Origin of the sequence: Actinoplanes italicus, from assembly GCF_003001815.1 — a bacterium.
Classification (GTDB): Bacteria; Actinomycetota; Actinomycetes; order Mycobacteriales; family Micromonosporaceae; genus Actinoplanes; species Actinoplanes italicus.
Genome location: NZ_PVMZ01000009.1, coordinates 400,688 through 423,640 on the forward strand (window position 1 = coordinate 400,688; position 22,953 = coordinate 423,640).

Below are 22,953 nucleotides of genomic sequence, written 5' to 3' on the forward strand. Positions count from 1 at the left end.
CAGAATTGACGGACGCCAACATGCGGTCAACACCCCTATAGAGCGACAGCGTTGCCGCAGACGCCTCACCACCGGTTCGTCGGAGCCCGGTGCGGGCACGGTCCTACGAACGGGTGGTCAGGATTGGAGCGTGGTGATCGCCCGCTCGAGGAGTGCGGCGAGTTGCTCGCGCTCGGTGCCGGTGTAGGCGGCGGCGAGTGACCGTTCGACCCGCAGGGCGGCGGCGTCGGCCTTCTCGAGCAGGGCGGCGCCGGCCGGGGTGACGCGGTTGACCACGACCTTCTGGTGCAGCGGCGACGGGTCGCGTGCGATCAGGCCCTTGGCCTCGAGGTTGGTCAGGACGGTGGCCATGGTCTGTGGGGTGACCAGGGATTCCCGGGCGAGCTGGGCCGCGGACATGCCGTCGTTCGCGGAGAGCAGCAGGAGTGCGGCGTATTGCGGGACGGTCAGCCCGAACTCGCGCAGCACGGCCGTCTTGCGGGCGATCAGGGCCTGCTCGGCCCGTTTGATCACCAGGCCCAGCCGGTCGTCCATCGCGCTCATGACGGGCATTCTGCCACGGGACCCGGGTTGTCGACGTGCTCTGTCTTATGACAGAGTCCTGTCACATGAGCATCATTCCGGACAGCCACACCGATCTGCTCGACCGGCCGCTCTTCGGCCACCTCGGCACCGTGCGCGACGACGGCGAACCGCAGGTCAACCCGATGTGGTTCGCGTTCGACGGCGAGTTCCTGCGGTTCACCAACACCACGACCCGCCGCAAGTACCGCAACGTGACCGCCGAGCCGCGGATCAGCCTGTCGATCAATGACCCCGACCAGCCGTATCGCTATCTCGAGGTCCGTGGTGTGGTCGAGCGCATCGAGCCCGACACCGAGGGCGTGTTCTTCGCCGAGCTGGCGAACCGCTACCGCCTCGACATGGCGCTCCCGCCCGGCGACGTCGAGCACCGGGTCGTCTACGTGGTGCGTCCGACGGCGGTCAGCTACCAGTAGTGACCACGCGGTCCATTGTCCGATGTGAATATCGACAATAGTCTTCCTTTCGCGTTGATCGTCATCCCGACCGGGAACGGCGATCTCATCAGCGAGGGGGAGTCTTGGAAACACCTGCCGAGAAGTCTTCACTGAGCCGCCGCCGCATGCTCACGTTCGCACTCGGGGGCGCGGCCACCGTCGCGCTCCCGGCGCCCGCCTGGGCCGTCGGCGACCAGCGGCCCGGCGCGGCCCGTCCACCCGCCCTGACCAAGGGCGACGACCGGATCGCCCGCCGGGTCTCGGCCGAACGCGCCCTGGTGCACCTGGGCGTGCTGTCGCACGGCATCGGCCCGCGGATCGGCGGCACCCGCTCCGAGCACAAGGCCGCGCACTATCTGTCCGGCGTGCTCGACCGTCTCGGGTACAACGTGGACCTGCAGCCGTTCCCGGTTGCCGACAAGTTCCTGGCCCAGCTCGAATCGACCCGTGGCCTGCCGCGCGACCTCTGCTGGCAGGCCGGCGCCTCCGCCCACGGCGCCCTCGACGTCAAGGTCCGCGGCGACGTGGTCGACGTGCACGCCGGAGCCGACACCGACTACCCGGAGGACGTGACGGGCAAGATCCTGCTGATCGACTACGTCGCCACCCAGCGGGAGGCGCTGGTCGCCACCGCGGTCGCGCGCGGCGCCGCGGCGGTCATCTTCCTACCTGTCGACCTGGTCGAGCCGCGCAGGGCATCGGCGTTCAGCCCGACCCTGCCCGGCTCGGCGACCACCCCGGTGCCGATCCCGGTGGTCGGCGTGGCCCAGGCCCAGAAGCACCGGCTGCGGGCCCTGCTCGCCGCCGGCCGGCTGCGGCTGACCGTCACCACCGCCGCGCACCGCGGCCTGACCTCCAACAACGTGCTCGCCGAGCGGCCCGGCAGGACGGCCGGCGGCCCGGTCGTGATGGTGAGTGCCCACTACGACACGGTGATCGGTGCGCCCGGCGCCAACGACGACGGCTCCGGCACCGTCCTCTGCCTGGAACTGGCCCGGGTGCTGCGCCGGCTGCCGACCGAGGCGACCCTGCGGTTCGCGCTGTGGGGTTCCGAGGAGGGTGGCCTGATCGGCTCCCGCTACTACGTGGCGCAGCTGCCGCAGCCCGAACGCGACCGGATCACCGCGGTGTTCCAGAACGACATGGTCGCCACCAGCTGGGACCCGGCCACCCGGTACTGGCTGCTCTCCTTCACCGGGCTGGCCAACCGCGCGACCGACGAGGTGACGGCCGCCGCCACCCGGCTCGGCTACGCGCCGCGGATCTCGCCGGTCACCCTGCGCGGGTCCAGCGACCACCAGTCCTTCCAGGAGGTCGGTATCGCCTCGGCCAACTTCTCCTGGCGGGGTGAGGAGTCACCGGCGCTGCTGGAACCGCCGTACCACAGCCCCGAGGACACCATCGCCAAGAACATCAGCCTGGAACGGTTGCAGGTGTCGATGGAACTGATCGGCTCGGCGGCGTACGCCACGGCCGTACCGGCGTGATCCACGGCGGGAGAGACGGGCACCCGTCTCTCCCGTCTCGTGGCTAGACTGCCGCGGTGTCGTGGCGTCAGAGCTTTCGCGAAGAGTTCCGCAGGCAGACCTCGGCCGAGACCGAGAGCCCGCCGATCGCGCGGGTGCGTCACTATGCCGCGGTCCTCAGCATCGTCTTCGGGATCATCGGGCTGGGCGGGCTGTTCTCTCTCGCCGTCGGCAACATCTCCGGCGCTCAGGGCGTCAGCCTGGTGCTGCTGATTGCCGGCGGGGTTCTCGGCGGGCTCGTCCTGCTCAACTCCGACGTCGTCGCGGCACGGCGGCTCGGGCTCTGGGCGGCCGTCTGCACACTAGCCGGGTTCCTGGCCTTCTTCCTCATCACGGTGCTGACGTCCTGACGGACGTCGGGGCCTTTCTACTGTCACGGTTTCGTCTGTCACGGGGGATGGATGACTTTCACGGTGCAGCCCGCCGACCTGGACGCGTACGCGCGTCAGGTCGACCGGGCGTCCGACGATGTCCACACGATCAAACGCTATCTGGACGGCTACACCGTCCACGAGGGCTGGAACGGCCTGCTCATCGAGCTGGTCGGGCCGTCATCGATCAACGCGATCTACGCGGCCACCGACGCCTGCGAGAAGCTCACGACCGTGCTCGACAAAAGCGGGCTGGGGCTGACCGGCGCGGCGAACTACTACCGCACCACCGATATCGCCTCGGCGGCCCGGATCGACTCGACACTGCCCGGCAGGTGCATCGCGCGGACCGCGCTGGAGGACGCCTGGGCCGCGAACCCGTGCGCACCGGGCTTCGCCGACTCGCGAGCGCCGTACACCCGGCTCAAGCCGGTCGGCGAGGTCGAGTACAGCCACCCGCTCGGCTTCCTGGACAACATCAGCCTGTCGCACTGGGCGCTCGAGGCCGCTGACAAGATCCTCGGCGTCAACCCGCTGGAGAAGACCCTCGAGTTCTTCCTCGGCGACTGGCAGGCCGTCGCCAAGGCCGGCAAGGCGCTGCGCAACGCCGCCGACGCCGTCGACGACCTGGCCTACAACATCCAGGGCGGGTCCATCGCGCTCGGCCGCACCTGGGACGGCATGGCCGCCGACAGCGCGTACCAGCACTTCACCCGCCTCGCCGCCGACATCCAGGGGATGGCCGCACCGATGCGGGCGATGGCAGGCGAGCTGGAGCAGATCTCGCACGGCGTGTGGAGCACCTGCGAGGCGGTCAGCGGCATCATCAAGGGCCTCGGTGACGCGCTGGCCATCGCCGGCATCGCGATCGTCGCGGGCACGCTCACCGCCGAGACCGGCGTCGGGGCGGTCGTCGGGTACGGCGTCGCCGCGTTCGAGATCTACGAGATCCTCGACATGTGGGCCAAGGCCACCGCGGCGATGACGTCGATCTACGGCGCGGTGCAGGCCGCCGTCGGCTTCATCGAGTCGCAGGCCGCGTCGCTGCGCGACACCGCGCTGCCACAGATCGCCGGTGACGGCCCCTACCAGCATCCTTTCGCCGGGAAGTGACGACGATGAGCGACGACATCAGCGACGTGGCGAGTGACCCGCGGCTGGCCCGGGTGCTGCGGTCCAGCCTGACCCGGATCGCTGACGGGCCGGACGGGCCGATGCGCGAGATGGCCCGCGAGGTGCTGGCCGGACGGACCGATCTGCGTACGGCCCTGCGCGAACCGGCCTACGGCGAGCACCTCGGCGCCGCCTTCGGCCGGTTCTGGACCGACTTCCAGGCGATGAGCCCCGACGAGCGTGACCGGCTCGTCAAGGACACACGCCAGAAGCTGGACGAATTCAACCAGTGACGAGCCGCGCCACCACGCCGTGGCGCGGGGCCAGCAGGTGCGCGATCAGGAAAGCGCCGGTCAGGGTCAGCACGATCGTCCCGCCGGCCGGCAGGTCCCACGACCACGACAGGTACAGGCCGATCACCGCGCACCCGGCCCCGATCACCGGCGCGAGCCACATCATCGTGGCGAGCCGGTCGGTGAGCAGCCGGGCGGTCGCGGCCGGGGTGACCAGCAGGGCCAGCACCAGCACGTTGCCGATGGTCTGCACGGCCATCACCACGGCCAGAGTGACCAGCACGTACAGGGTCAGATCCAGCCAGAACACCCGCAGGCCCAGCGCGCGGGCCATCTCCCGGTCCAGGGTGACCGCGACGAACTCCTTGTGCAGCAGCAGTACGGCGAGCAGCACCCCGGCCGTGGCGGCGCCGACCACGTACAGGTCGCGGTCGGGGATGCCGGTGATCGACCCGAACAGGAACTGCTGCAGCGAACCGGCGTAACCGGGCGCCCGCGAGATGATCACGATGCCGAGGGCGAACGCGGCCACGAAGAAGACCCCGATCACCGAGTCCTCCTTGAGGCGCCGGTTCTGCGCGAACACGCTCACCAGCAGGGCGGTGACGATGCCGGCCACCGTGCCGCCGACCACGAGGCTGCCGGAGAACAGGAACGCGATCGCCAGGCCGGGGAAGACGGCGTGTGCGACCGCGTCGCCGATGAACGCCATCCCGCGCAGCACCACGTAGCAGCCGACGACGCCGCACATGATCGCCGCCAGCGTGGCGATCGTCAGGGCCTTCGGCAGGAACGCCAGATCGGGGTTGAGCAGGTCGGCGAGGAACTGCATCGGAGACATGTCACGCTCCAGCGGGCAGGGAGAGAGCCTTCAGCAGGTGACTGCCGGGACCCACGTCGAAGGTCTTCATCCAGATCGCCGGGTCGTCCAGCGCGCCCGGCCGGCCGTCGGCGATCACGGTCCGGTTGAGCAGGACCAGGCGATCACACGTGTAGGCGGCGGCCGCGAGGTCGTGCGTCGCCATGAGCACGGCCCGTTCCGTGGCGATGCCGCGGAACAGGTCGGTCAGGGTCTCCTGCGCGGGCATGTCGAGTCCGGTGAACGGTTCGTCCAGCAGCAGCACGGGTGGTGACAGCACGAGGGCGCGGGCCACCAGCACACGCTGCCGCTGGCCGCCGGACAGCTCGCCGACCGGTCGTTTCCGCAGGTCGGCGAGATGGACACGGTCCAGGGCGTCCCAGGCCGCCCGCCAGTGCTCGACTCGGGGACGGCGGAACAGGCCAATCCGGCGGACCAGGCCGCTGAGCACGGCTTCCTCCACGCTAGCCGGGAAGTCCCAGGTGAACTCGTGTCGTTGCGGGACGTATCCGGCGCCGGTTGTGGTGACTGTTCCGGCGCGGAGCGGGACCAGGCCGAGGGCGGCCCGCATCAGGGTGGTCTTGCCGGCGCCGTTCGGGCCGAGGAGCGCGGCGAACTCGCCGGCTTCGACGCGCAGGTCGATGTCGCGGAGCACCGGACGGCCGCCGAGGTCGGCACAGACGCCGGTCATCTCCAGGGCCGCGGTCATCGGGACGCCTCCCGCTCGGCGCGACGGCGGACCGCGGCCTGTCTCCGGAGTACCAGCGTTATGACCACGCCCGCGACCAGGAGGACACCGACCGAAGCCGGGATCGCGTAGCCCGTATCGAATCCTGTTTTTGATCTCGCAGTGACCGTGGCCGAAGCGGACGGCAGAGGCTGATCGAACGTGGCGCCGAAGGCGTGCGCCGGATCGGTGGCGTCGCCGACCGCGAGCCGCAGGACCGCGCCGCCCCGACGGCCGACCCGTCGGCGAGTTCGGCCGAGATGTCGACGGCGACCAGATAGGTGCCCGGCGCGCCGAACACCCAGTTGGCGTGCGTGTGCGTGTTGCTCTCCACGAAGATCGGCTGCGGGAACGGCTTCGCCGAACTCCACAGCACCTGCGGCGCACCGAGGTTGCCCGACTGCAGGAACACGGTGACGTCACCCGGCCCCTGCACCCCGCGCAGCGTCATCGTGACACCGCGGCCGACCGCACCGAGCACCCCCGGATCCTGCGTGTTCCAGCCGATCCACACCACGCCCGGCCTCTCGGTCTGCGGCACGACATGCACCTCGGACCCGGCGGCGGCACCGAGGAACGCATACGCCGGATCGCCGGGAACCGTCTGCCGCGCGGTGTCGCGCACCCGCAGCACCGTGTCGGCCGGATCACGCCACACCGCCGGCACGGCATGATCGTCGTGGATCTGAATGGTCCACCGGCCGTCCCGATAGCGCGGTCCGATGTCGACATGCCCGGTCTCCAGAACGGCCCGCCCGGTGGCCAGCCCCTGGTTCGCGTCGAGCGTCTGGTCCGGCGTCGGGTTGATGATCAGGGCGGCGGCGAGCGCCAATCGCGTCAGCAAGGGATGTTTCCTCAGGTCAGGCAGCGGTGGAGGGAATCGGCGTTGAAGCGCATCATCGCCACGTAACTGGTCACCCGGTCGTCGAACGCGTCGCCGTAGATGTCACAGACCGCGACGCCCTCCCGCTTGGCCACCTCGACCAGCGTCGATGAGCGGGCGCGCAGGTTCGGCTCCAGGAAGACCGCCCTGATGTGCAGGTTGCGCAGCGTCTCGGTGAGGCGCCGGCGGTCGGCGAGACTCGGTTCGACAGCCGGGTTCGGGGTCACGAAACCGGCCACCGGAATGCCGTAGGCCTTCGCCAGATAGGCGAACGCGTCGTGCGTGGTCACCAGATGGCGGTCCGGTGCGGCGATGCCGTCGATCTTTTTCTGGACGTACGCGTGAAGCGCGCTCAATTCAGCGAGGTACCGGTCGGCGTTCGCCCGGTAGACAACAGTGCCCTGCGGGTCGGCGGCGATCAGGCTGTCCCGGATCAGTTCGGTGTAGGCCTGCGCGTTGCGCACGTCCTGCCACAGGTGCGGGTCGATCTCGCCGTGCACGTGCCGGCCGAGCACCGCCTGCGGCAGCTGGTGGATCCGCGTGCCGGGTCGTCCGAGGAACCGGAATCCGGGCCCGGCGGGCACCTCTTTCCAGGCCTTCGCCGGGACCTCGACGACGGTCCGGGCCGGATCGAGCCGCTCCTCGTCGGTTTGCAGACGGATCTCGCCGGTGTCGATGTCCGAGGTGATGTCGGTGTGACCGCTGCGCAGAACCGTGACGCCCGGGGACAGGTGCGGGTCGACCCCCACGGCGAAGGTGATCGTCTGCTCGCCAAGAGGGATCGGATCCGTGTCCGTAGCGACCATCAGATCGGCCCGCAGCGACAGGCGGTAGACGCCAGGTTCGGTGAACGCCCAGCTCATGTGGGTGTGCGCGTCCGGTGGCAGGTTCATCACATCGCCGTCGAAGCCGTCGCCCGAGTCGACGAAGGTCAGCGGGTTGCCGAACGACTCGGTGAGGTAGGCGATCATCCGGCCCGGCCCGGTCACGTTCGTGGCGGTGAGCAGCACGTCCGACGACCGGTTCACGCCGTGCCGGGCGCCGTCACCGGTGGCGCGCAGCCCCAGCCAGATCGTGTCCAGTGAGACGTCCTCGACCAGCGGGATGATCTCGGCGGCGTACTTGGTGGCGCCCTCGGCCAGCGAGATCTGCTCGACGCCGTCCGGCAGGTTCGCGTCAAGTGTCTTGATCACGCTCTGCGCCTCGAGCAGCAGGTAGTTGCTGAACGCCACGTCGGCGTAGACGATGTTGCGCACGTCGCGCAGGGTCGGCTCGTAGGCGTGCGAGTCGGCGTTGTCCGGCACGATCGAGTCGACCAGCACCCGGTCGCCGCCGACGTTGCGGACCAGGTCGGCGAGGATGCCGGTGGTGGTGACGACCTGGATCCGATCGTCGGTGTCACTGAGCGCGGGCGGGGCTGAGCAGCCGGCCAGGGCCAGGCAGGTCAGGATCGCGACCGGGGCGCGGGTCATTAGAGTCTCCCTGGTGGGCCCGCTCCAATTCCGGTGGAGCGGGCCCACTTCGTTCACGGAAGGACGTTGAAGGTGAACGCCTTCGCGCCGGTGGTGACGGTGGCTCCGGTGCTGATCAGCTTCCCGGTGACCTCGAACGTGACGGTGTACGTGCCGGCCTGGGTGAAGCCCCAGTTGGCGTGGGTGTGCGCGTTGTAGGTGACGTTCCGGGTGTCCGGCAGGCCGTCACTCGAGTCGAACAGCCTGGTCGGAGTGCCCGCCGAGACGGTGTAGACGCTGAACTGTCCCGGCCCGCTCACAGCGGTGAGCTTGAACTGCACCGAGTTGTTCTGGAACACCCCCGACGGGACCTCGGCGGTGTTCCACCCGGCCCAGAGCAGCCCGCTCGTGCTGCCCTGCGGCAGCACCCAGGCGGTCGCACCGGCACCGCCGAGGAACGACCAGGCGGCACCGCTGGGAACGGTGATCTTCGCGGCCGCCGGGACCTGGAGGATCACGTCGGCCGGGTTGCGCTCCGCCACCTCGTCGTTGACGGTCAGCGTGAGCGCACCGGCGTTGTAGTCGACGTCGAGGACGTCGACGTGCCCGCTGGTCAGCGTGACGGTGGCGGCCTGCGCCGGCACCGCGGCCGCGACCGCGAGACTCAGCGCGGCGGCGAGGACCGCGGCCGCCCTCACGGCTGCACCACGAACTTGTAGAGGGCCGGCTCGGAGGTGACCGTCGCGCCGCTGGCTGCCAGGGTGGCCGTCGCCCGGACCTTGACGAGGTAGACGCCGGCCTTCTGGAACGCCCAGCTGGCGTGCTGGTGCGTGCCCGCCGACAGGTTCACCGCGTCGGGCAGGCCGTCACCGCTGTTGACCAGGACGTTCGGGTTGCCGACGGCGTCCTCGGTGAACACGGCGACCCGGCCGGAGCCGGTCACCTTCTCGACCTTGAGGGTGACCGAGTCGCCGGTGAGCACGCCGGCCTCGATCTCCTCGGCGGCCAGGCCCGGCCAGAGCAGTTCCTCGTTCTGGATCTCCGGCAGGATCCAGACAGGCTTGCCCGCGGTGCCCAGGAACCCGAACGCCGGGTTGTCCGGGACGGTGGTCTTCGCGGCGTTCTTGACCAGGAACACGACGTCGTCGACGTCACGCTCGACGTCGGGTTCGACGGTCTCGTCGTGGACGCCGATCTCCAGGGCGCCGTCCTCGTAGGCGACGTCGGCGATGTCGACGTGACCGGCACTCAGGACCACGACCGGAGTGGCCTGCGCGGAGGGAGCGGCGCCCAGCAGGACGGCGGCGATCACGCCGCCGCCGAGCAGCAGGCGGATGGGTTTACGCAAGTGGATCTCCTTAGCTCGGTGCTTCATCGCAAACCTTAATGGTTTTCATTTTCATTAGGAAGACTCTGCTGTGGACAGGTGACCGGCGTCGCTGCGCCGCCGCCGGGTCAGCACGACGGCGGCCGTTCCCAGCGTCAGCAGCAGGGCGCCGCCGCCCGCGATCGAGACGATGTCGGTACCGGTCTTCGCGAGGTCGCCGCTTTGATCCGCCACGGTCCCGCCCCCGGACCCCGAACCGGCGTCCGTGGCGTCGCCGACCGCGAAGGTCAGCGTCTTCGTGTCCGACACCGCCTTCCCGGCGGTCGTGGTAGCGGCCATCTCGACCGTGAGCCGGTAGACCCCCGCCTTCGTGAACGCCCAGTTCCCGTGGGCGTGAGTGTTCGGCGCGATCCCGAGCTGCTGGGGAAGCCGTTCCGCGGAGTCGAAGACGACCTCTGGCGTACCGAACGACCCGGTCAGGAACAGCTTGAACTCACCGGGCCCGTCCACCTGCTTGAGCCGCCAGGTGACGGTGCCCTTCGTGCCGCCCACCACCGACTCGTGCTGGGTGTTCCACCCGGGCCAGACGATGCCCGCCTGCTGCGACTGCGGCAGCAGGTAGACCTTGTCGCCCGCCTCGCCGAGAAACGCATAGCCGTCGCCGGCCGGAACGTCGATCCGCGCCCTGTCGGTGACCTTGAGCGTCACGTCGGCCAGCTCACGCCAGGTCGGGGGAGTGGTCGAGTCGTCCTTGAGCCGGACCGTCAGCGTGTTCCCGCTGAGCTGCGGCCCCATGTCGACGTGCCCGTCAGCGATGACCCGCTTCCCGGTGGCGGCTGCGGTTTTCTGCGCGGCGGTTTTCTGCGCGGCCTGTTGTGCCGCGGCTTTCTGCGCGGCTGGGGCCTCCCGCTCAGCGTCAGCCGCCTGTTGCGGCCGGGCGGTAGCCGGCGTCGCGGTTGGCGGCAGGCCGGTGACCGCGACCGTGTAGACGGCTTCGTCGCTCAGGGCCCGCGTGCCTGTTCCGGTGCTCGCGCGCAGGGTCACCCGATACTCGCCGACGGCGTCGAACAGCCACACCACTCCACCGAGCCGCTGACCTGCGGAAAGCCGCGTGCTCTTCCGGCCGTCACTGTCGAGCAGCACGGTGGGCCGGCCCCACTCCGAGAGCGTGTAGGCCGCGAACGATCCAGGCCCGTCCACCGAGACCAGCTCGAGTGTCACCTCGCCACGGCTGACACCCGTGGTGTCGAACGTGGAGAAGGGCGACCCCTCCTGCAGCGACCACACCGGCGAGCCGGGCCGCCCGAGAAACGCGAACGCCGGATCGCCGGGCACCACCCCGACCGGCGTGCCCGAAGCCACGAACCGCACCGAGCCCGGATCCGCCCCAGACTTCCCTTCCCCGGCTCCTCCTTCCCGGGGCGGTCCGTCGCCACGGAAGCTCATCCGCAGCTCACCGGACTCCACCGACAGCACGACGAGGTCCGCGCCGTCCGCGTCCGGCGCACCGGAAGCCGCGGCCGCCGGCGCACCCCCGCTCAACGCGACCGCGAGTGAAGCAGTGCCGGCGGCGATCGTCTTTCGCAGGCCTCGGCTGGTGTTGCGGCTCATCGTTCTCCTTCCTTCTCAGAGGTCTGGCCCGACCCGATGCCCGGCGTCACGTTCTGTCCAGCGGAAGAGGCCCCAGCACCCGAGCCGGCCTGCTCGCGGCCGCGCTGTTCGGCTGCGGCCAGGGCGGCCCGCATACGGCGGCCACGGCGGCGCCGGGCGAACAGCCAGACTGCGGCGAGCAGCGCCACCACCAGCAGCAGGGCCAGCTGCGGCCACGGGATCAGCCACACGGTGTGGACGGACGAAGCCCGAACCGGGGCGGGGTCGACGGCGCGTCCGTCGGCGGGTTCCGGGTGGATCTCGACGGTCACGCGCTCGCGGAACAGCGGCGGCACCTCGTCGACGGTGACGGTCGTGCTCAGCACCGCACCCGGCAGCAGTTCCGGGACGGCGACCGCGGAGGACGCTCGCCCTCCAAGGCTGAACGGGCCTCGGACACCGGCCACGGACGTGCCGCGGAGCCGTACATTCCCCGTGTTCTTGATGGTGAAGGAGACCGCGACCCGCGGCAGGCGCAGTGGGTTCCAGGGCGTCGCGGTCGTGATCCGCACGTCGGTGACGCTCAGCTCGGGCCGCAACGGGCCGGTGACGCGCAGGTGAAGGCGGGTGCCCACCCGATGGTCGACGGTGACCCGGTTGCCCTGGCCGTCGGTGCCGTCCGCCACCAGCGAGGCGACCACTCCGGCCGCGTGATCGCCCGGCGTCGCGTTGGCGGGCACGGTGACCGTGATCGGCACGACGACCCGCGACGACGCCGGCAGGGTGAGCCGCTCGCGGCCGATGCCGATCCAGAGTCCGGCGCCGGTGGGTGCGCCGTCACCGGCGCGCAGGCCGAAGCCGCCGCCCGCGGTGGTGAAGGCGTCGTTGGCGTAGAGCCGCAGGGTGAGCGGCCGCGTCGAGTGGTTGGTGACGGCGACGTGGTCGGTGACGCCGGCACCGGGGTCCAGTTTGTACGTGAGGTTCGCCCTCCCGTTCGGCCCTTGCGGGCCGGACGGCGCGACTGACCAGGTCAAAGCCTCATCGCCGGGTGCGGCGTGGGCAGGGAGCGGGAGCATTGCGACGGCCAGAAGGGCCAGAACTATGCGGGTACGCATGAGGCGTCTTTCATGAGGCCGCGTCGCGGGGCGGGCGACCGCCCCGCGACGTCTCAGATGGCGGTCAGGGTGAGCGTGCCGGTGTAGGTGCCGGGCGCCGTGTTCGTCGGGACGGCCAGCTTCAGTGCCGCGTCCAGCCGTGCGGTGCCCAGGCCCTTGCCGTTGGGTGCCGCCGCCAGGGCCGCGTTGTCGCCGAGGCCGGTGTGCGGCCGGCCGGGGACGTACGGTGCGGAGACCGGTCCGGCGATGACACCCTGCTGGTCGCCCTGTTCGACGATGCTGGGCGTCCAGCCGAGGTAGCTGCCTGCGAAGGTCTTGCCGTCGTCGGTGCGGAACCCGTCGGCGACCTGTCCTGTCACGGTCCAGCCGGGCTGTGCGGTCCGGGTGTCGGTGACCGTGACCGGCTTGAGCGCGCCGGTGCTCTCCCACCGGTCGCCGGCCGCGGACAGTACGGCGGGCGGCAGGGTGACGGCGCGGTTCTCGGGATCGACGCTGATCACGAGGGCGCCCTCGGACGGGTTGATGGTGGCGGTGACCGACTTGGCGGTGCTGCTGCCCTCCTCGGGCGGCGCCACCCACAGCCAGGCCTCGGCGCTGGTGGCCGCGACCGTTTCGCCGTCGAGGAGCTTGACGACGTACTGGCTGCCGTTGAGTTCGCGGGTTGCCGTGAAGCTGTACGCCGCTCCGGTCTCGCCCGCGACCGGCGCGAACTCGTCCTGGCCGTAGCGCTTCACGTACCACTGGTAGCGGTGGAGCGAGCCCTGCGGTGACTGCACCGCCTGCAGGGTGACGGTGTCGCCGGGCTGGTAGTCGCCCTCGGCCATGCCGGAGATGGCGAGGCTGACCTCGCCGCCACCGGGCTGCAGGTCACCGACCACGAACCGGTAGTCGACCGGCCCGGTGGTCAGGACGGTGCCGTCGGTGAGGGTGGCGTCGGCCTGGAACCTCAGCGTGTAGGTGCCGAGCGCCGAGAACACCCAGCCGGCGTGCGCGTGGGTGTGCACCGGCACGTCGAGCCGGTCGGGCAGGCCGTCGTTGCTGCGGAACTTGATGCTCGGCGTGCCGAGCGAGTTGGTGTCGAACAGGGTCACGTCGCCGGGGCCGTCGGCACCGACGAGGCTGAGGCTGATCTTGTCGCCGGCGAAGACGCCCTTGCCGAGCGTGGTGGTGTTCCAGCCCGGCCACAGCAGCGCCGGGTCCTGGACCTGCGGAAGCATCCAGATCTTGTTGCCCGGCGCGCCGAGGAACGAGAAGGCCGGCAGGTCGGGCACGACCGTCTCGGCGGCGGGCAGCACCCGGAACGTGACGTCGGCCGGGTCGCGTACGACCGCCGGGCTGACCGTGTCGTCCTTGACCTTCAGTTTCAGTGAGCCGTTCTCGTAGTGGACATCGACGGCGTCGGTGTGCCCCCGGGACAGCACCACCTGATCCGCGGCGAGCGCGGGGGAGGAGCCGAACAGGGTGGCCGTGGCGAGCGTCAAGCCGGCCACGGCGTACGCGAGGCGCACGTCGCCCTCCTTTCTGGACTCAGCCGTTCTGGGCTCAGCCATGAAAATGAAAACGGTTGTCGTTTTCGAGCGCGACGCTAGCACGAGAGGAGCGATGTGAGACAGGAGCTAGGTCAGCAGACCTTCCGCGCGCAGCCACCGCTCGGTGCGCGCCATGCCCTCGGTGAGATCCACCGTAGGCCGATAGCCGAGCAGCCGGCCGGCCTTCTCGATGGAATAGGTGCCGGTACGCGCGAAGTAGCGCATGGACACCGCGTTGACCTCGGTGGCGGCCCCGGTCAGCGAGATGGCCCCACCGGCAAGCCGGGCCACCGCCACGGCCACCGCGGTGGGCGCCACCCAAGGTCCACGACGGCCGAGCATCCGGTAGTAGTGGCCGAAGAACTCCCCGCAGGTCACCCCGACGCCGCCACTCAGCGTGAAGATCTGCCCGGCCCCGGCGGGCTCCCGCCCGGCAAGCAACAGGCCTTCCACCAGGTCATCCACATACACCGGGCTGAACACACCCGCACCCATCGCAGGCAGCAGAAACTGAAACTTCTTGATCAGCTGTACGGGCAGAGTCGTCCACGGGCGCGACCCCGGTCCATACACATCGCCCGGACGTACGACGGTGACGGCGATCCGCCCCTCGGCGTGAGCCTGCAGCGCCACCTGCTCCGAAGCGATCTTGGTGTCGACATAGGGGTTCCCGTCCGGGCGTACCGGGTGATCCTCGGTGACGCCGTCAGGGAACCCCAGGTCGGAGAAGGCCCGGATCGACGACAGATGCACGAAGCGCGACGCCCCCGCACGGACCGCCGTATCCAGCGCCCGGCGGGTCCCACCGACGTTGACCCGCCACTGGCCGTCCAGCCCGACCGCGTTGGACACCACCGCCGCGGTGTGGACGACCAGATCGGCACCGGCCGCGGCGTCCTGCCAGGCGCCGTCGGAGGTGATGTCGCCGGCCACCACCCCCGCGGCCTCGTCGGCGTGCAGGTCGACGCCGGCGACCTGATGGCCCTCGTCACGCAGCCGGGCCGCCACCGCACGCGCGATGAACCCGCCGGCGCCGGTGATGAAGACCCGCATCTCTGCGACGGTAGTGCAACATCACCGGCCCGTCACCGGTCGCGGCGGCCGGATCGTCAGGTCAGCATCACCGCCATGATCATGAGGAAGCCGCACGTGGTCGCGACCAGGGCGGCCTGCAGCAGCCGGTGCTTGAGCCAGGCGGCCCGTGCCATCGCCACCAGCTGGCGCGCCACCTGGCCGAACTGTTCCTCGGTGGTCATCGTGGCCAGCTGCCCGGCCAGCTCGGCGGGCCGGCGCAGGCGCAGGTCACCGAAGTAGATGGTGCCGGCCGGATCGGGCCGGTTGCTGCCGTTGCGATGCCCGCGCCCCAGCACCGGATAGATGACCCCGGCCGCCAGCAGCCCGGCCGTGGCGCACAGCACCACCGCGATCGCGAGCATCACGGCCCGCGGCCCGGCCAGGACGGCGATGAAGCTGTCCTTCTGCACACGGGCGGAGAGCACGGCGCCCAGGATCACGCCGTTGAGCGTCAGCAGGATCGAGGCCTTGGTGTCCACCTTGCCCGCCCAGCTCTCCTGCGCGACGTGGGTCCGCCAGGCGACGTCGAGGTTGGTGGGGGTCCGCTCGAGCTCCGTGAGCACGCATTTCGTACCGCGGCCTTTAGCCGCCTCTCCGAATGGTGTGGATGGAAACGCGGAGGCTTTCTCTCGGCTCATATCTGAAGCTGTACCACGGGATCGCCAGAACATGACCATGCGTTTCAAGATCCTTTCCGGGTGTCATTTTCCCGACCGGATCGGTTGTCTCGACATACTGTGCTGCCAGTTCTCGGATTGCGGAGGAAGTGCCCCTTTCGGGCTGAGATCCCCGCAAATAGGAACTCAAAGTGGTGGTACGAACACTCAATGCGAGTAGGCGTGGTGCTGAAACGGGTGGGTGGGTGTTTATTCGGCCGCATCGGAAAATCGTTCGAGGGGATTTCAGCTCTACGGCTTCGCAATAGTGATCTTGAAATCCTCTTGCATTGGCGACGGTAATCATGACCGCAAGAGAATAAAGGGGTGACGGCTTGGTTCGGCCTGCGCGGTGCCATCGTGGCACATGATGGTGCCAAGATGGCTTGCGATGGTGCCAAGCGTGTGCCAGCATGGTGCCATGGATCTGACGACGTACGTGAGCAACCTCGGACGCGAGTTCGCCACACTCGCCGAGGCCGGCGGTGAGGAGTCACGGGCGCTCGTCGAGCGCCTGAGCGGCTCCCTCGAGTCGGCGATCCGGATGACACTGCTCGAAGCCCTGTCGGGCGCCGCCGACGAGATCACCCGCGACCTGGCCCCCGGCTCGGTCGAGCTACGGCTACGCGGCCGCGACCCGGGCTTCGTCGTCACCCCGCCGCCCACCGAGCGCCCCGACCTCACCGCCGCCGAGCCCGGACCCGTGCCCGACGACTCACTGATCACCGAGGACGGCCCGGCCGCGCGGATCAACGTCCGCATGCCCGAGCAGCTCAAGGCCGCGATCGAGGAGGCCGCCGCCAGGGAGGGCCGCTCGGTCAACGCCTGGCTCGTCCGTGCCGCGGCCGCAGCCCTGCAGAAGCCCGACCACCAGCGGCAGCGCCCCGAGCCGCACAGCGGCGTGGCGACGGGCAAGCGCAGCTTCACCGGCTGGGTGCGTTGACCTCAGCCCCACCCGATCCCTCTCCCACCCACTGATGCGGGGACAGCCATGCCTGAATTCGACACTCCCGAACCGATCGCCGTCAGCATCGACCTCGGCGCCGCCTACGTGCGGATCACCGCCGCTGACCGGACCGACACCGTCGTCGAGGTCCGCCCGACCAACGAGAACGACGACTCCGACGTGAAGACCGCCCAGCAGGTCCGCGTCGACTACAGCAACGGCACCCTGCGGGTGACCGGCCCCAAGTCACGCGCCTTCGACTTCTCCCGTAAGAGCCGGTCGATCGACCTGGAGATCGCGCTGCCCAGCGGCTCGCGTGTCACCGCCGAGATGCAGTTCGGTGACTTCCAGGGCGCGGGCCGTCTCGGCGAGACCCGCGTCAAGACCTCCGCCGGCAACGCCGCCGTGGAGCGGACCGGCCCGCTGCGGCTGAGCACCGCGGCCGGTCACGTCAGCGCCGACGGCGTCGACGGCGACGCCGACGTCACCACCGGCTCCGGCCGGGTCCGCATCGGCGACATCGAAGGCACCGCCGTGATCTGGAACTCCAACGGCGAGACCACGATCGGCTCGGTCGCCGGCAACGTCCGGGTCAGGTCGGCCAACGGCGACATCAACGTCCGCAAAGCCGGCGCCGGAGTCGACGCCAAGACCTCCAACGGCAGCGTCCGCCTCGGCGAGGTGGTCCGCGGCACGGTCACGCTCGGCACCGCCATGGGCGACCTCGAGGTCGGCATCGCCGACGGCACCGCCGCCTGGCTCGACGTGCACACCTCGTTCGGACGGGTGCGCAACCAGATGGAGAGCACCACCAGCCCCGAGGCGACCGACCGGACCGTCGAGGTCCGCGGCCGCACCTCGTACGGCGACATCACCGTCCACCGCTCGTGAAAGGCGATCACATGGCGATCAGCGTCTCCGGCCTGCGGAAATCGTTCGGCGATCAGGTGGTGCTCGACGGCCTCGACCTCACCGTGCCGTCGGGAACGGTCTTCGCGCTGCTCGGCGCGAACGGTGCCGGCAAGACCACCACCGTCAAGATCCTCTCCACTCTGCTCGCCGCCGACGCCGGTGACGTGCGGGTGGCCGGCCACGACGTGGCCCGCGAGCCGGACGCGGTCCGCGCCGCGATCGGTGTCACCGGCCAGTTCTCCGCCGTCGACAAGCTGCTCACCGGCGCGGAGAACCTGCGCCTGATGGCCGACCTGCACGGGCTGTCCCGGCGCGACGGCCGGCGACGGACCGCCGAACTGCTCGACGTGTTCGGGCTGACCGACGCGGCCGGCAAACCGGCCTCCACCTACTCCGGCGGCATGCTGCGGCGCCTCGACCTGGCCATGACCCTGGTCGGCAGCCCGCGCGTGATCTTCCTGGACGAGCCGACCACCGGCCTCGACCCGCGCAGCCGCCGCGACATGTGGCAGATCGTCCGTGACCTGGTCGCGGGCGGTGTGACCATCCTGCTCACCACGCAGTACCTCGAGGAGGCCGACGAACTCGCCGACCGGATCGCGGTCCTCGACCACGGCCGGATCGTCGCCGAGGGCACCGCCGACGAGCTGAAACGCCGGATCCCCGGCGGGCACGTGCGGCTGCGGTTCGCCGACACGCAGGGCGTCGACACGGCCCTCGGCCTGCTGGACGACGCGGCCCGCGACAACGACGCGCTGGCCCTGCGGGTACCCAGCGACGGCAGCCTCACCGCGCTCAAGACCCTGATCGACCGGCTCGACGAGCGGGCTGTCGCGGTCGACGAGCTGTCCGTGCACACCCCCGACCTCGACGACGTGTTCCTGGCCCTGACCGGCCGGCCCGCAGAAGAGAAGGTGACCTCCCGATGACCGCCGCCACGATCCCGCGGGTCCATCCACTCCGTGACTCGGTGACGATGCTGCGCCGCAATCTCAAACGGATGCTGCGCTACCCGTCGATGACCGTGATGCTCGTCGGGATGCCCGTCGTCTTCCTGCTGCTGTTCGTCTACGTGTTCGGCGGCACCCTCGGAGCCGGCCTCGGCGGAGGCGGCGGACGCGCCGAGTACGCCAACTACGTCACCCCGGCGATCATCCTGATGACCGTGATGTCCGCGGTCCAGGGCACCGCCATCTCGATCGCCATGGACATGACCGAGGGCATCATCACCCGGTTCCGGACCATGCACATCGCCCGCGTCTCGGTGCTCACCGGCCACGTGCTGGGCAGTGTGCTGCAGGGCCTGTTCGCGGTGGCGATCGTGATCGGCGTGGCCCTGCTGGTCGGTTTCCGTCCCGAGGCCGGCCCGCTCGGCTGGCTGGCCACGACCGGGTTCCTGGCCTTCATGACGTTCGCGTTCGTGTGGCTGTGCGTCGCGCTCGGCCTCAAGAGCAAGACCGTCGAGACCGCGAGCAACGCGCCGATGCCGCTGATCCTGCTGCCGTTCCTCGGCAGCGGGTTCGTGCCCACCGAGTCGATGCCGGCCGGGCTGCGCTGGTTCGCCGAGCACCAGCCCTTCACCCCGATCATCGAGACGCTGCGCGGTCTGCTGATGAACGAGCCGATCGGTGGCCACGTGTGGATCGCGACGGCCTGGTGCGCGGCCATCGCCCTGGGCGGTTACCTCTGGTCGAAACGGCTGTACAACCGCCAGTCCTGATCCGGCGGCTATCGTTGACCCGTGCCGGCCCGGGTCCCCATTGCACGGTCTGCGATCCTCCTGGCACTTCTCGTCTGCATCCCGGCTGTCGGCGGTGACTCCGTCCGGCAGCCGGTCGCCGTGCCACCGGCCCCGCCGAAGCCGGTCACCTCGCCCCTGCCGGCGATGGACGCGCTCGCCGGTCCGGCCGGGCCCGCCGACCTGGACGTGATGACCTTCAACCTGCGGTACGCCGGGAACAACACCCCCAACGCGTGGCCCCAGCGGCGCCCCGTGATGCGTAATCTGCTCACGACCGAGCGACCGGATCTGATCGGAATTCAGGAGGGGCTCGACGGCCAGTTGAAGGAGCTCGACGAGGACCTCGGCACCCGCTACCGCCGGATCGGGCGGGGACGCAACAGCGACGGCCTCGGCGAACACGCGGCGATCTACTTCGACGAGACCCGGCTGCAACCGCAGCGGCACGGCCACTACTGGCTCTCCTCGACACCGGAGGTACCCGGCTCGATCAGCTGGGGCACGGCATACATACGCATGGTGACCTGGGTGTTGTTCCTCGACACCGAGACCGGCCGGCGTTTCTGTGCCGTGAACACCCACCTCGACAACCACAGCGAGTACGCGCGCCGCGAGGGCGCCCGGCTCATCACCGAGCGGCTCGCCGACTGCGGCCCGGTACCGACAGTGCTGACCGGCGACTTCAACAGCCCCGCCGGACCGGACAGCGTGCCCTACCGCCAGTTGACCGAAAACGCCCATCTGCGCGACACCTGGGCCGCCGCGGCCCGGCAGGGTCCCGTCTACGCGACGTTCCACGGGTACCGGCCGCTGATGGCCGGCGGCCCCCGCGTCGACTGGATCCTGACCAGCCCCGACGTGACCGTGCTGGGTGCGCTGATCAACACCCATCACGAGGGCGCCCAATTCCCGAGTGACCACCTGCCGGTGCAGGCCCGGCTACGCCTGGGGTGACGGCCTGCTGCGCAGCAACTCGCGGGCCTGCTCGGCGGCCCGCACGATGCTCTCACTGATGAAGTCGAGGAAGCGGGCGATGTTCTCGAGGCGGGCCGCGGCGGCGGTGTCCGGGCCGAGCAGGGCGACACCTTGGCGGGCGACCTCGACGAGCTGGTCGTTGGCGCGGGCGCTGGCGATCGTCGCCTGGTAGAAGAGCTCGTCGTCGACCAGATACCGATCGCGGCGACGCTCGTCACGCTCGCGCCGCACCAGGCTCTGACTCTCCAGGAAGCTGATCGCCTTCGAGATCGACGCGGCGCTGACCTGAAGCCTCGATGCCAGCTGCGACGCCGTGAGGTTGCCCGAGTCGGTCATGAACAGGCAGGTCAGCACTCGGGCACTCATCCGGTTGAGCCCCGACGCCATCATCACGGTGGTGAACGTCTCCTCGAAGTCGGCGACTGCCCGCGCGTTGCGGTGGGCCGTTTCCGGGCCGGGGGAGGGGACCGCGCGACGCCGGTGCGAGCGGTGCTCGGTGGCGCGCTGGGCCAGGTCGGGCCGGTAGGAGCCGGGACCGCCGTTGCGCATCACCTCCCGCGTGATCGTCGAGGTCGGACGGTCGAGGCGCCGCGCGATCTCGGCGTAGAACAGGCCGTCGGCCAGCCCCAGCGCGATCTGCTGGCGTTCCTGCGGCGTGAGCCTGCCACCCGGCATCGTGATCTCCCTCGTCATCATCGCTGTCGGCGTGATCATAGCCTTCACTCTCAACCCATTGCAATGCATGCGTTGCATTAGATCAAGACGATTGCAATGATTGTACGACCTTGAGCTGCTAAAACGCTGCTGTAGTGCAACAAGAATGTTGCTCAATATGGAAAGGCAACGTAGCTTTTCCATCATCAGAAACAGCAACGAGCACGGGAGAGAACGATGCAGCAGTTCGCCACCACCGCCCCGATCACCGTCGTACTGAACGTCCCCGCCGGCCGGGTCCAGCTCATCGCCGCCGACCGCACCGACGCCACCGTCGAGATCCGCCCGAGCGACCCCGCCAAGAGCCGCGACACCGAAACCGCCGAGCGGGCCACGGTCAGCTGCACCGACGGCATCCTGCGGATCGACACCGCCGAGCGCCCCCGCGGATCACTGGAGATCACCGTCCAGCTGCCGGCCGGCTCACGGGTCGAGGCGAAGACCGCCGGCGCCGAACTGCGCGGCGTCGGACGTCTCGGCGACGTCGCTTTCGACGGCGCGTACCGCCACATCAAGATCGACGAAGCATCGAGCCTGAAGCTGACCGCGATCGACGGTGACGTCGAGGTCGGCCGGCTCACCGGTCCCGCCACGATCAGCACCGCACGCGGCGACATCCGCATCGCCGAGGCCGTCCACGGCGCCGTAGCCCTGGACACCCAGAAGGGCGACATCACCATCACCGCAGCCGCGGGCGTCTCCGCGGCACTCGACGCCGGCACCGGCCACGGCCGGGTCAGCAACGCCCTTCGCAACGACGGCACCACCGGCCTCGACATCCGAGCCACCACCGGCTACGGCGACATCACCGCCCGCAGCCTCTGACACCGTCCGTCCCCGAGAAAGGAACACGACATGAACACCGCGACATGGACCGGCATGGTCGAGATCGACGACACGGCGCTCGCCGTCACCGACACCGGCGGCAACGGCATCCCCGTGGTCTACCTCAACGGCCAGTTCGCCACTCAGGGTTACTGGAAGCACGTGACAGCCGGCCTCGGATCGACGGAATGGCGGCACATCACCTACGACGAGCGGGCTCGCGGCCGCAGATCGAAGCGGTCGGCGGACTACTCGCTCGAGGCCGCCGTCCGCGACGTCGACGCCGTCCTGGCGGCCCGAGGCGTCGAGCGTGCGCTGGTGGTCGGCTGGTCCTACGGCGCCGTGGTCGCGGCACACTGGGCCGCCCGCAATCCCGGCCGGGCGATCGGCGCGGTCCTGGTGGACGGCGCTTTTCCGTACGACTGGCTGGACGACGCCATGGAGCAGCGGATCCGCAAGATGTTCCGCCGCATGAACCTGTTCATGCCGCTGCTGCGCCCCACCGGCCTGACCCCGCGGATGAGCGCCGCGGAGATGGCGGAGAGCAACATCGAGCTGGGCAGACTCTCCCGGGCAAGCGAGCTGGGCCCGATCCTGGACAGCCTGACCGTACCGACCCGCTACGTCATCGCCTCCGGAACCTCACTGGGCAGCAAGGGCGACGAGCAGGAACGGATCCGGGCCGGCCTGGACGCGGCGCTGAACCGCAACCCGAACATCAGCATCGCCGCGAAGGTCCCCAGCAACCACGGCGCGATCCTCAGGAAAGACCACAGATCAGTCACCGACGCGGTACGGCAGATCGCAGTCCTCCGCTGACGCAAGCCCGGCGGGACGGTGTCCACCGCTGTCCCGCCGGACCGGTCAGGGGCTGATCCGGGCGGCCAGCTGGTGCAGGGTCTGCACCTCTTCGGGAGTGAGTGGCTCGGCGAGGTGCGCCCGCAGGGCCGGGGCGAGCACCCGTGCTGCCTTGTCCAACGCGGCCGCACCCTCCTCGGTCAGTACGGCGTCGGTGCTGCGCCGGTCCGAGCGCGACAGCTCCCGCGTGACGTAACCGGCCTCTTCGAGGCGGTTGGCCAGCCGGCTGATCCCGCTCTCACTGAAGCCCACCGAACACGCCAGATCGGTCATCCGCTGCCGCTGCCCCGGCGCTCCCTTCAGCCGCAACAGCACCTCGAACCAGGTCAACGGCATCCCCGCACTGTCCCGAGCGGTCTGCTCGAGAGCGCCGGTGACCCGCTGATAGGCGCGAACCACCTGGCCCCAGGCCTGCATGTACGGGTCGTTGAGCGGATCGCCTTCCATAC

Annotated in this window: 26 protein-coding genes; 12 read left to right on the plus strand and 14 right to left on the minus strand. The window is 69.9% G+C overall.

Translation table 11 applies throughout. The features are described from left to right. Positions 1-117: 117 nt before the first annotated feature. Positions 118-543, minus strand: a complete 426-nt coding sequence (locus CLV67_RS23740) for a MarR family winged helix-turn-helix transcriptional regulator (protein WP_106322057.1) — start codon at positions 541-543, stop codon at positions 118-120. A 65-nt stretch (positions 544-608) separates the two neighbouring features. Here CLV67_RS23740 and CLV67_RS23745 point away from each other — a divergent pair, with 65 nt between their 5' ends. The 5 genes from CLV67_RS23745 (at position 609) to CLV67_RS23765 (ending at position 4,322) form a co-directional block, all read left to right on the plus strand. Continuing rightward, positions 609-998 (plus strand): PPOX class F420-dependent oxidoreductase, encoded by a 390-nt coding sequence (locus tag CLV67_RS23745; protein WP_106321939.1) that lies wholly within the window; start codon positions 609-611, stop codon positions 996-998. A gap of 146 nt (positions 999-1,144) precedes the next feature. Next, positions 1,145-2,506 (plus strand): M20/M25/M40 family metallo-hydrolase, encoded by a 1,362-nt coding sequence (locus tag CLV67_RS23750; protein ID WP_106321941.1) that lies wholly within the window; start codon positions 1,145-1,147, stop codon positions 2,504-2,506. Between the two features lie 56 nt (positions 2,507-2,562). Beyond that, complete coding sequence (locus tag CLV67_RS23755) at positions 2,563-2,895, plus strand: hypothetical protein (protein ID WP_106321943.1); 333 nt, start codon at positions 2,563-2,565, stop codon at positions 2,893-2,895. A gap of 51 nt (positions 2,896-2,946) precedes the next feature. Further along, positions 2,947-4,029: a WXG100 family type VII secretion target gene (locus CLV67_RS23760; protein ID WP_146169269.1), complete on the plus strand. Its 1,083-nt coding sequence runs from the start codon at positions 2,947-2,949 to the stop codon at positions 4,027-4,029. A gap of 5 nt (positions 4,030-4,034) precedes the next feature. Further along, entirely contained in the window at positions 4,035-4,322 is a 288-nt protein-coding gene (locus tag CLV67_RS23765) for a hypothetical protein (RefSeq protein WP_146169270.1), read from the plus strand. Here CLV67_RS23765 and CLV67_RS23770 read toward each other — a convergent pair. The 11 genes from CLV67_RS23770 to CLV67_RS23820 form a co-directional block, all read right to left on the minus strand. Then, entirely contained in the window at positions 4,312-5,163 is an 852-nt protein-coding gene (locus CLV67_RS23770) for an anchored repeat-type ABC transporter permease subunit (RefSeq protein WP_106321949.1), read from the minus strand. The genes CLV67_RS23765 and CLV67_RS23770 overlap by 11 nt on opposite strands. Position 5,164: 1 nt before the next feature. Beyond that, positions 5,165-5,890 carry an anchored repeat-type ABC transporter ATP-binding subunit gene (locus CLV67_RS23775; protein ID WP_106321951.1) on the minus strand — a complete coding sequence of 242 codons (726 nt, stop codon included), beginning with the start codon at positions 5,888-5,890 and terminating at the stop codon, positions 5,165-5,167. Between the two features lie 58 nt (positions 5,891-5,948). Continuing rightward, positions 5,949-6,752: a choice-of-anchor M domain-containing protein gene (locus CLV67_RS23780; RefSeq protein ID WP_239166472.1), complete on the minus strand. Its 804-nt coding sequence runs from the start codon at positions 6,750-6,752 to the stop codon at positions 5,949-5,951. 11 nt (positions 6,753-6,763) lie between these two features. After that, positions 6,764-8,263, minus strand: coding sequence for an anchored repeat ABC transporter, substrate-binding protein (locus tag CLV67_RS23785; RefSeq protein WP_106321953.1), 1,500 nt, complete (start codon positions 8,261-8,263; stop codon positions 6,764-6,766). A gap of 53 nt (positions 8,264-8,316) precedes the next feature. Continuing rightward, on the minus strand, positions 8,317-8,940 hold the full coding sequence (locus CLV67_RS23790; protein WP_106321955.1) for a choice-of-anchor M domain-containing protein: 624 nt from the start codon (positions 8,938-8,940) through the stop codon (positions 8,317-8,319). Beyond that, on the minus strand, positions 8,937-9,590 hold the full coding sequence (locus tag CLV67_RS23795) for a choice-of-anchor M domain-containing protein (RefSeq protein WP_106321957.1): 654 nt from the start codon (positions 9,588-9,590) through the stop codon (positions 8,937-8,939). Before CLV67_RS23795 ends, CLV67_RS23790 begins: the two co-directional genes overlap by 4 nt. A 54-nt stretch (positions 9,591-9,644) precedes the next feature. Continuing rightward, entirely contained in the window at positions 9,645-11,180 is a 1,536-nt protein-coding gene (locus tag CLV67_RS23800; RefSeq protein WP_106321959.1) for a TIGR03773 family transporter-associated surface protein, read from the minus strand. Continuing rightward, a complete protein-coding gene (locus CLV67_RS23805) occupies positions 11,177-12,274 on the minus strand; it encodes a DUF916 domain-containing protein (protein ID WP_211304159.1) in 1,098 nt (365 codons plus the stop codon). The genes CLV67_RS23800 and CLV67_RS23805 overlap by 4 nt, the downstream gene beginning before the upstream one ends. Positions 12,275-12,327: 53 nt before the next feature. Next, the gene (locus CLV67_RS23810) at positions 12,328-13,764 is read right to left on the minus strand and encodes a choice-of-anchor M domain-containing protein (RefSeq protein WP_239166474.1); all 1,437 of its coding nucleotides are present in this window, start codon (positions 13,762-13,764) and stop codon (positions 12,328-12,330) included. Between the two features lie 126 nt (positions 13,765-13,890). Then, positions 13,891-14,856, minus strand: a complete 966-nt coding sequence (locus CLV67_RS23815; protein ID WP_106321963.1) for an NAD-dependent epimerase/dehydratase family protein — start codon at positions 14,854-14,856, stop codon at positions 13,891-13,893. Between the two features lie 56 nt (positions 14,857-14,912). Beyond that, positions 14,913-15,440: a Pycsar system effector family protein gene (locus CLV67_RS23820; protein ID WP_106321965.1), complete on the minus strand. Its 528-nt coding sequence runs from the start codon at positions 15,438-15,440 to the stop codon at positions 14,913-14,915. Positions 15,441-15,954: 514 nt separating this feature from the next. Between CLV67_RS23820 and CLV67_RS23825 the strand changes: the two genes are divergently transcribed. From CLV67_RS23825 to CLV67_RS23845, 5 genes are read left to right on the plus strand one after another with little or no spacing between them, the layout of a single operon-like run. Further along, complete coding sequence (locus CLV67_RS23825) at positions 15,955-16,476, plus strand: ribbon-helix-helix protein, CopG family (protein ID WP_106321967.1); 522 nt, start codon at positions 15,955-15,957, stop codon at positions 16,474-16,476. 48 nt (positions 16,477-16,524) lie between these two features. Beyond that, positions 16,525-17,370, plus strand: coding sequence for a DUF4097 family beta strand repeat-containing protein (locus CLV67_RS23830; RefSeq protein ID WP_106321969.1), 846 nt, complete (start codon positions 16,525-16,527; stop codon positions 17,368-17,370). An 11-nt stretch (positions 17,371-17,381) separates the two neighbouring features. Beyond that, the gene (locus CLV67_RS23835) at positions 17,382-18,320 is read left to right on the plus strand and encodes an ATP-binding cassette domain-containing protein (RefSeq protein WP_106321971.1); all 939 of its coding nucleotides are present in this window, start codon (positions 17,382-17,384) and stop codon (positions 18,318-18,320) included. Continuing rightward, positions 18,317-19,111: an ABC transporter permease gene (locus CLV67_RS23840; protein WP_106321973.1), complete on the plus strand. Its 795-nt coding sequence runs from the start codon at positions 18,317-18,319 to the stop codon at positions 19,109-19,111. Before CLV67_RS23835 ends, CLV67_RS23840 begins: the two co-directional genes overlap by 4 nt. 21 nt (positions 19,112-19,132) lie before the next feature. Beyond that, the gene (locus tag CLV67_RS23845; RefSeq protein ID WP_239166473.1) at positions 19,133-20,086 is read left to right on the plus strand and encodes an endonuclease/exonuclease/phosphatase family protein; all 954 of its coding nucleotides are present in this window, start codon (positions 19,133-19,135) and stop codon (positions 20,084-20,086) included. Here CLV67_RS23845 and CLV67_RS23850 read toward each other — a convergent pair. Next, complete coding sequence (locus CLV67_RS23850; protein ID WP_106322059.1) at positions 20,072-20,782, minus strand: helix-turn-helix domain-containing protein; 711 nt, start codon at positions 20,780-20,782, stop codon at positions 20,072-20,074. The two genes, CLV67_RS23845 and CLV67_RS23850, sit on opposite strands and share 15 nt — an antisense overlap. A gap of 216 nt (positions 20,783-20,998) precedes the next feature. Between CLV67_RS23850 and CLV67_RS23855 the strand changes: the two genes are divergently transcribed. Together CLV67_RS23855 and CLV67_RS23860 are read left to right on the plus strand one after the other, a co-directional pair. After that, positions 20,999-21,646, plus strand: coding sequence for a DUF4097 family beta strand repeat-containing protein (locus CLV67_RS23855; protein WP_106321975.1), 648 nt, complete (start codon positions 20,999-21,001; stop codon positions 21,644-21,646). A 30-nt stretch (positions 21,647-21,676) separates the two neighbouring features. Then, positions 21,677-22,465: an alpha/beta hydrolase gene (locus CLV67_RS23860; protein ID WP_106321977.1), complete on the plus strand. Its 789-nt coding sequence runs from the start codon at positions 21,677-21,679 to the stop codon at positions 22,463-22,465. A gap of 45 nt (positions 22,466-22,510) precedes the next feature. On the opposite strand, the gene CLV67_RS23865 is transcribed toward CLV67_RS23860, so the two are convergent. Beyond that, positions 22,511-22,951, minus strand: a complete 441-nt coding sequence (locus CLV67_RS23865; protein WP_106321979.1) for a MarR family winged helix-turn-helix transcriptional regulator — start codon at positions 22,949-22,951, stop codon at positions 22,511-22,513. Positions 22,952-22,953 lie beyond the last annotated feature (2 nt).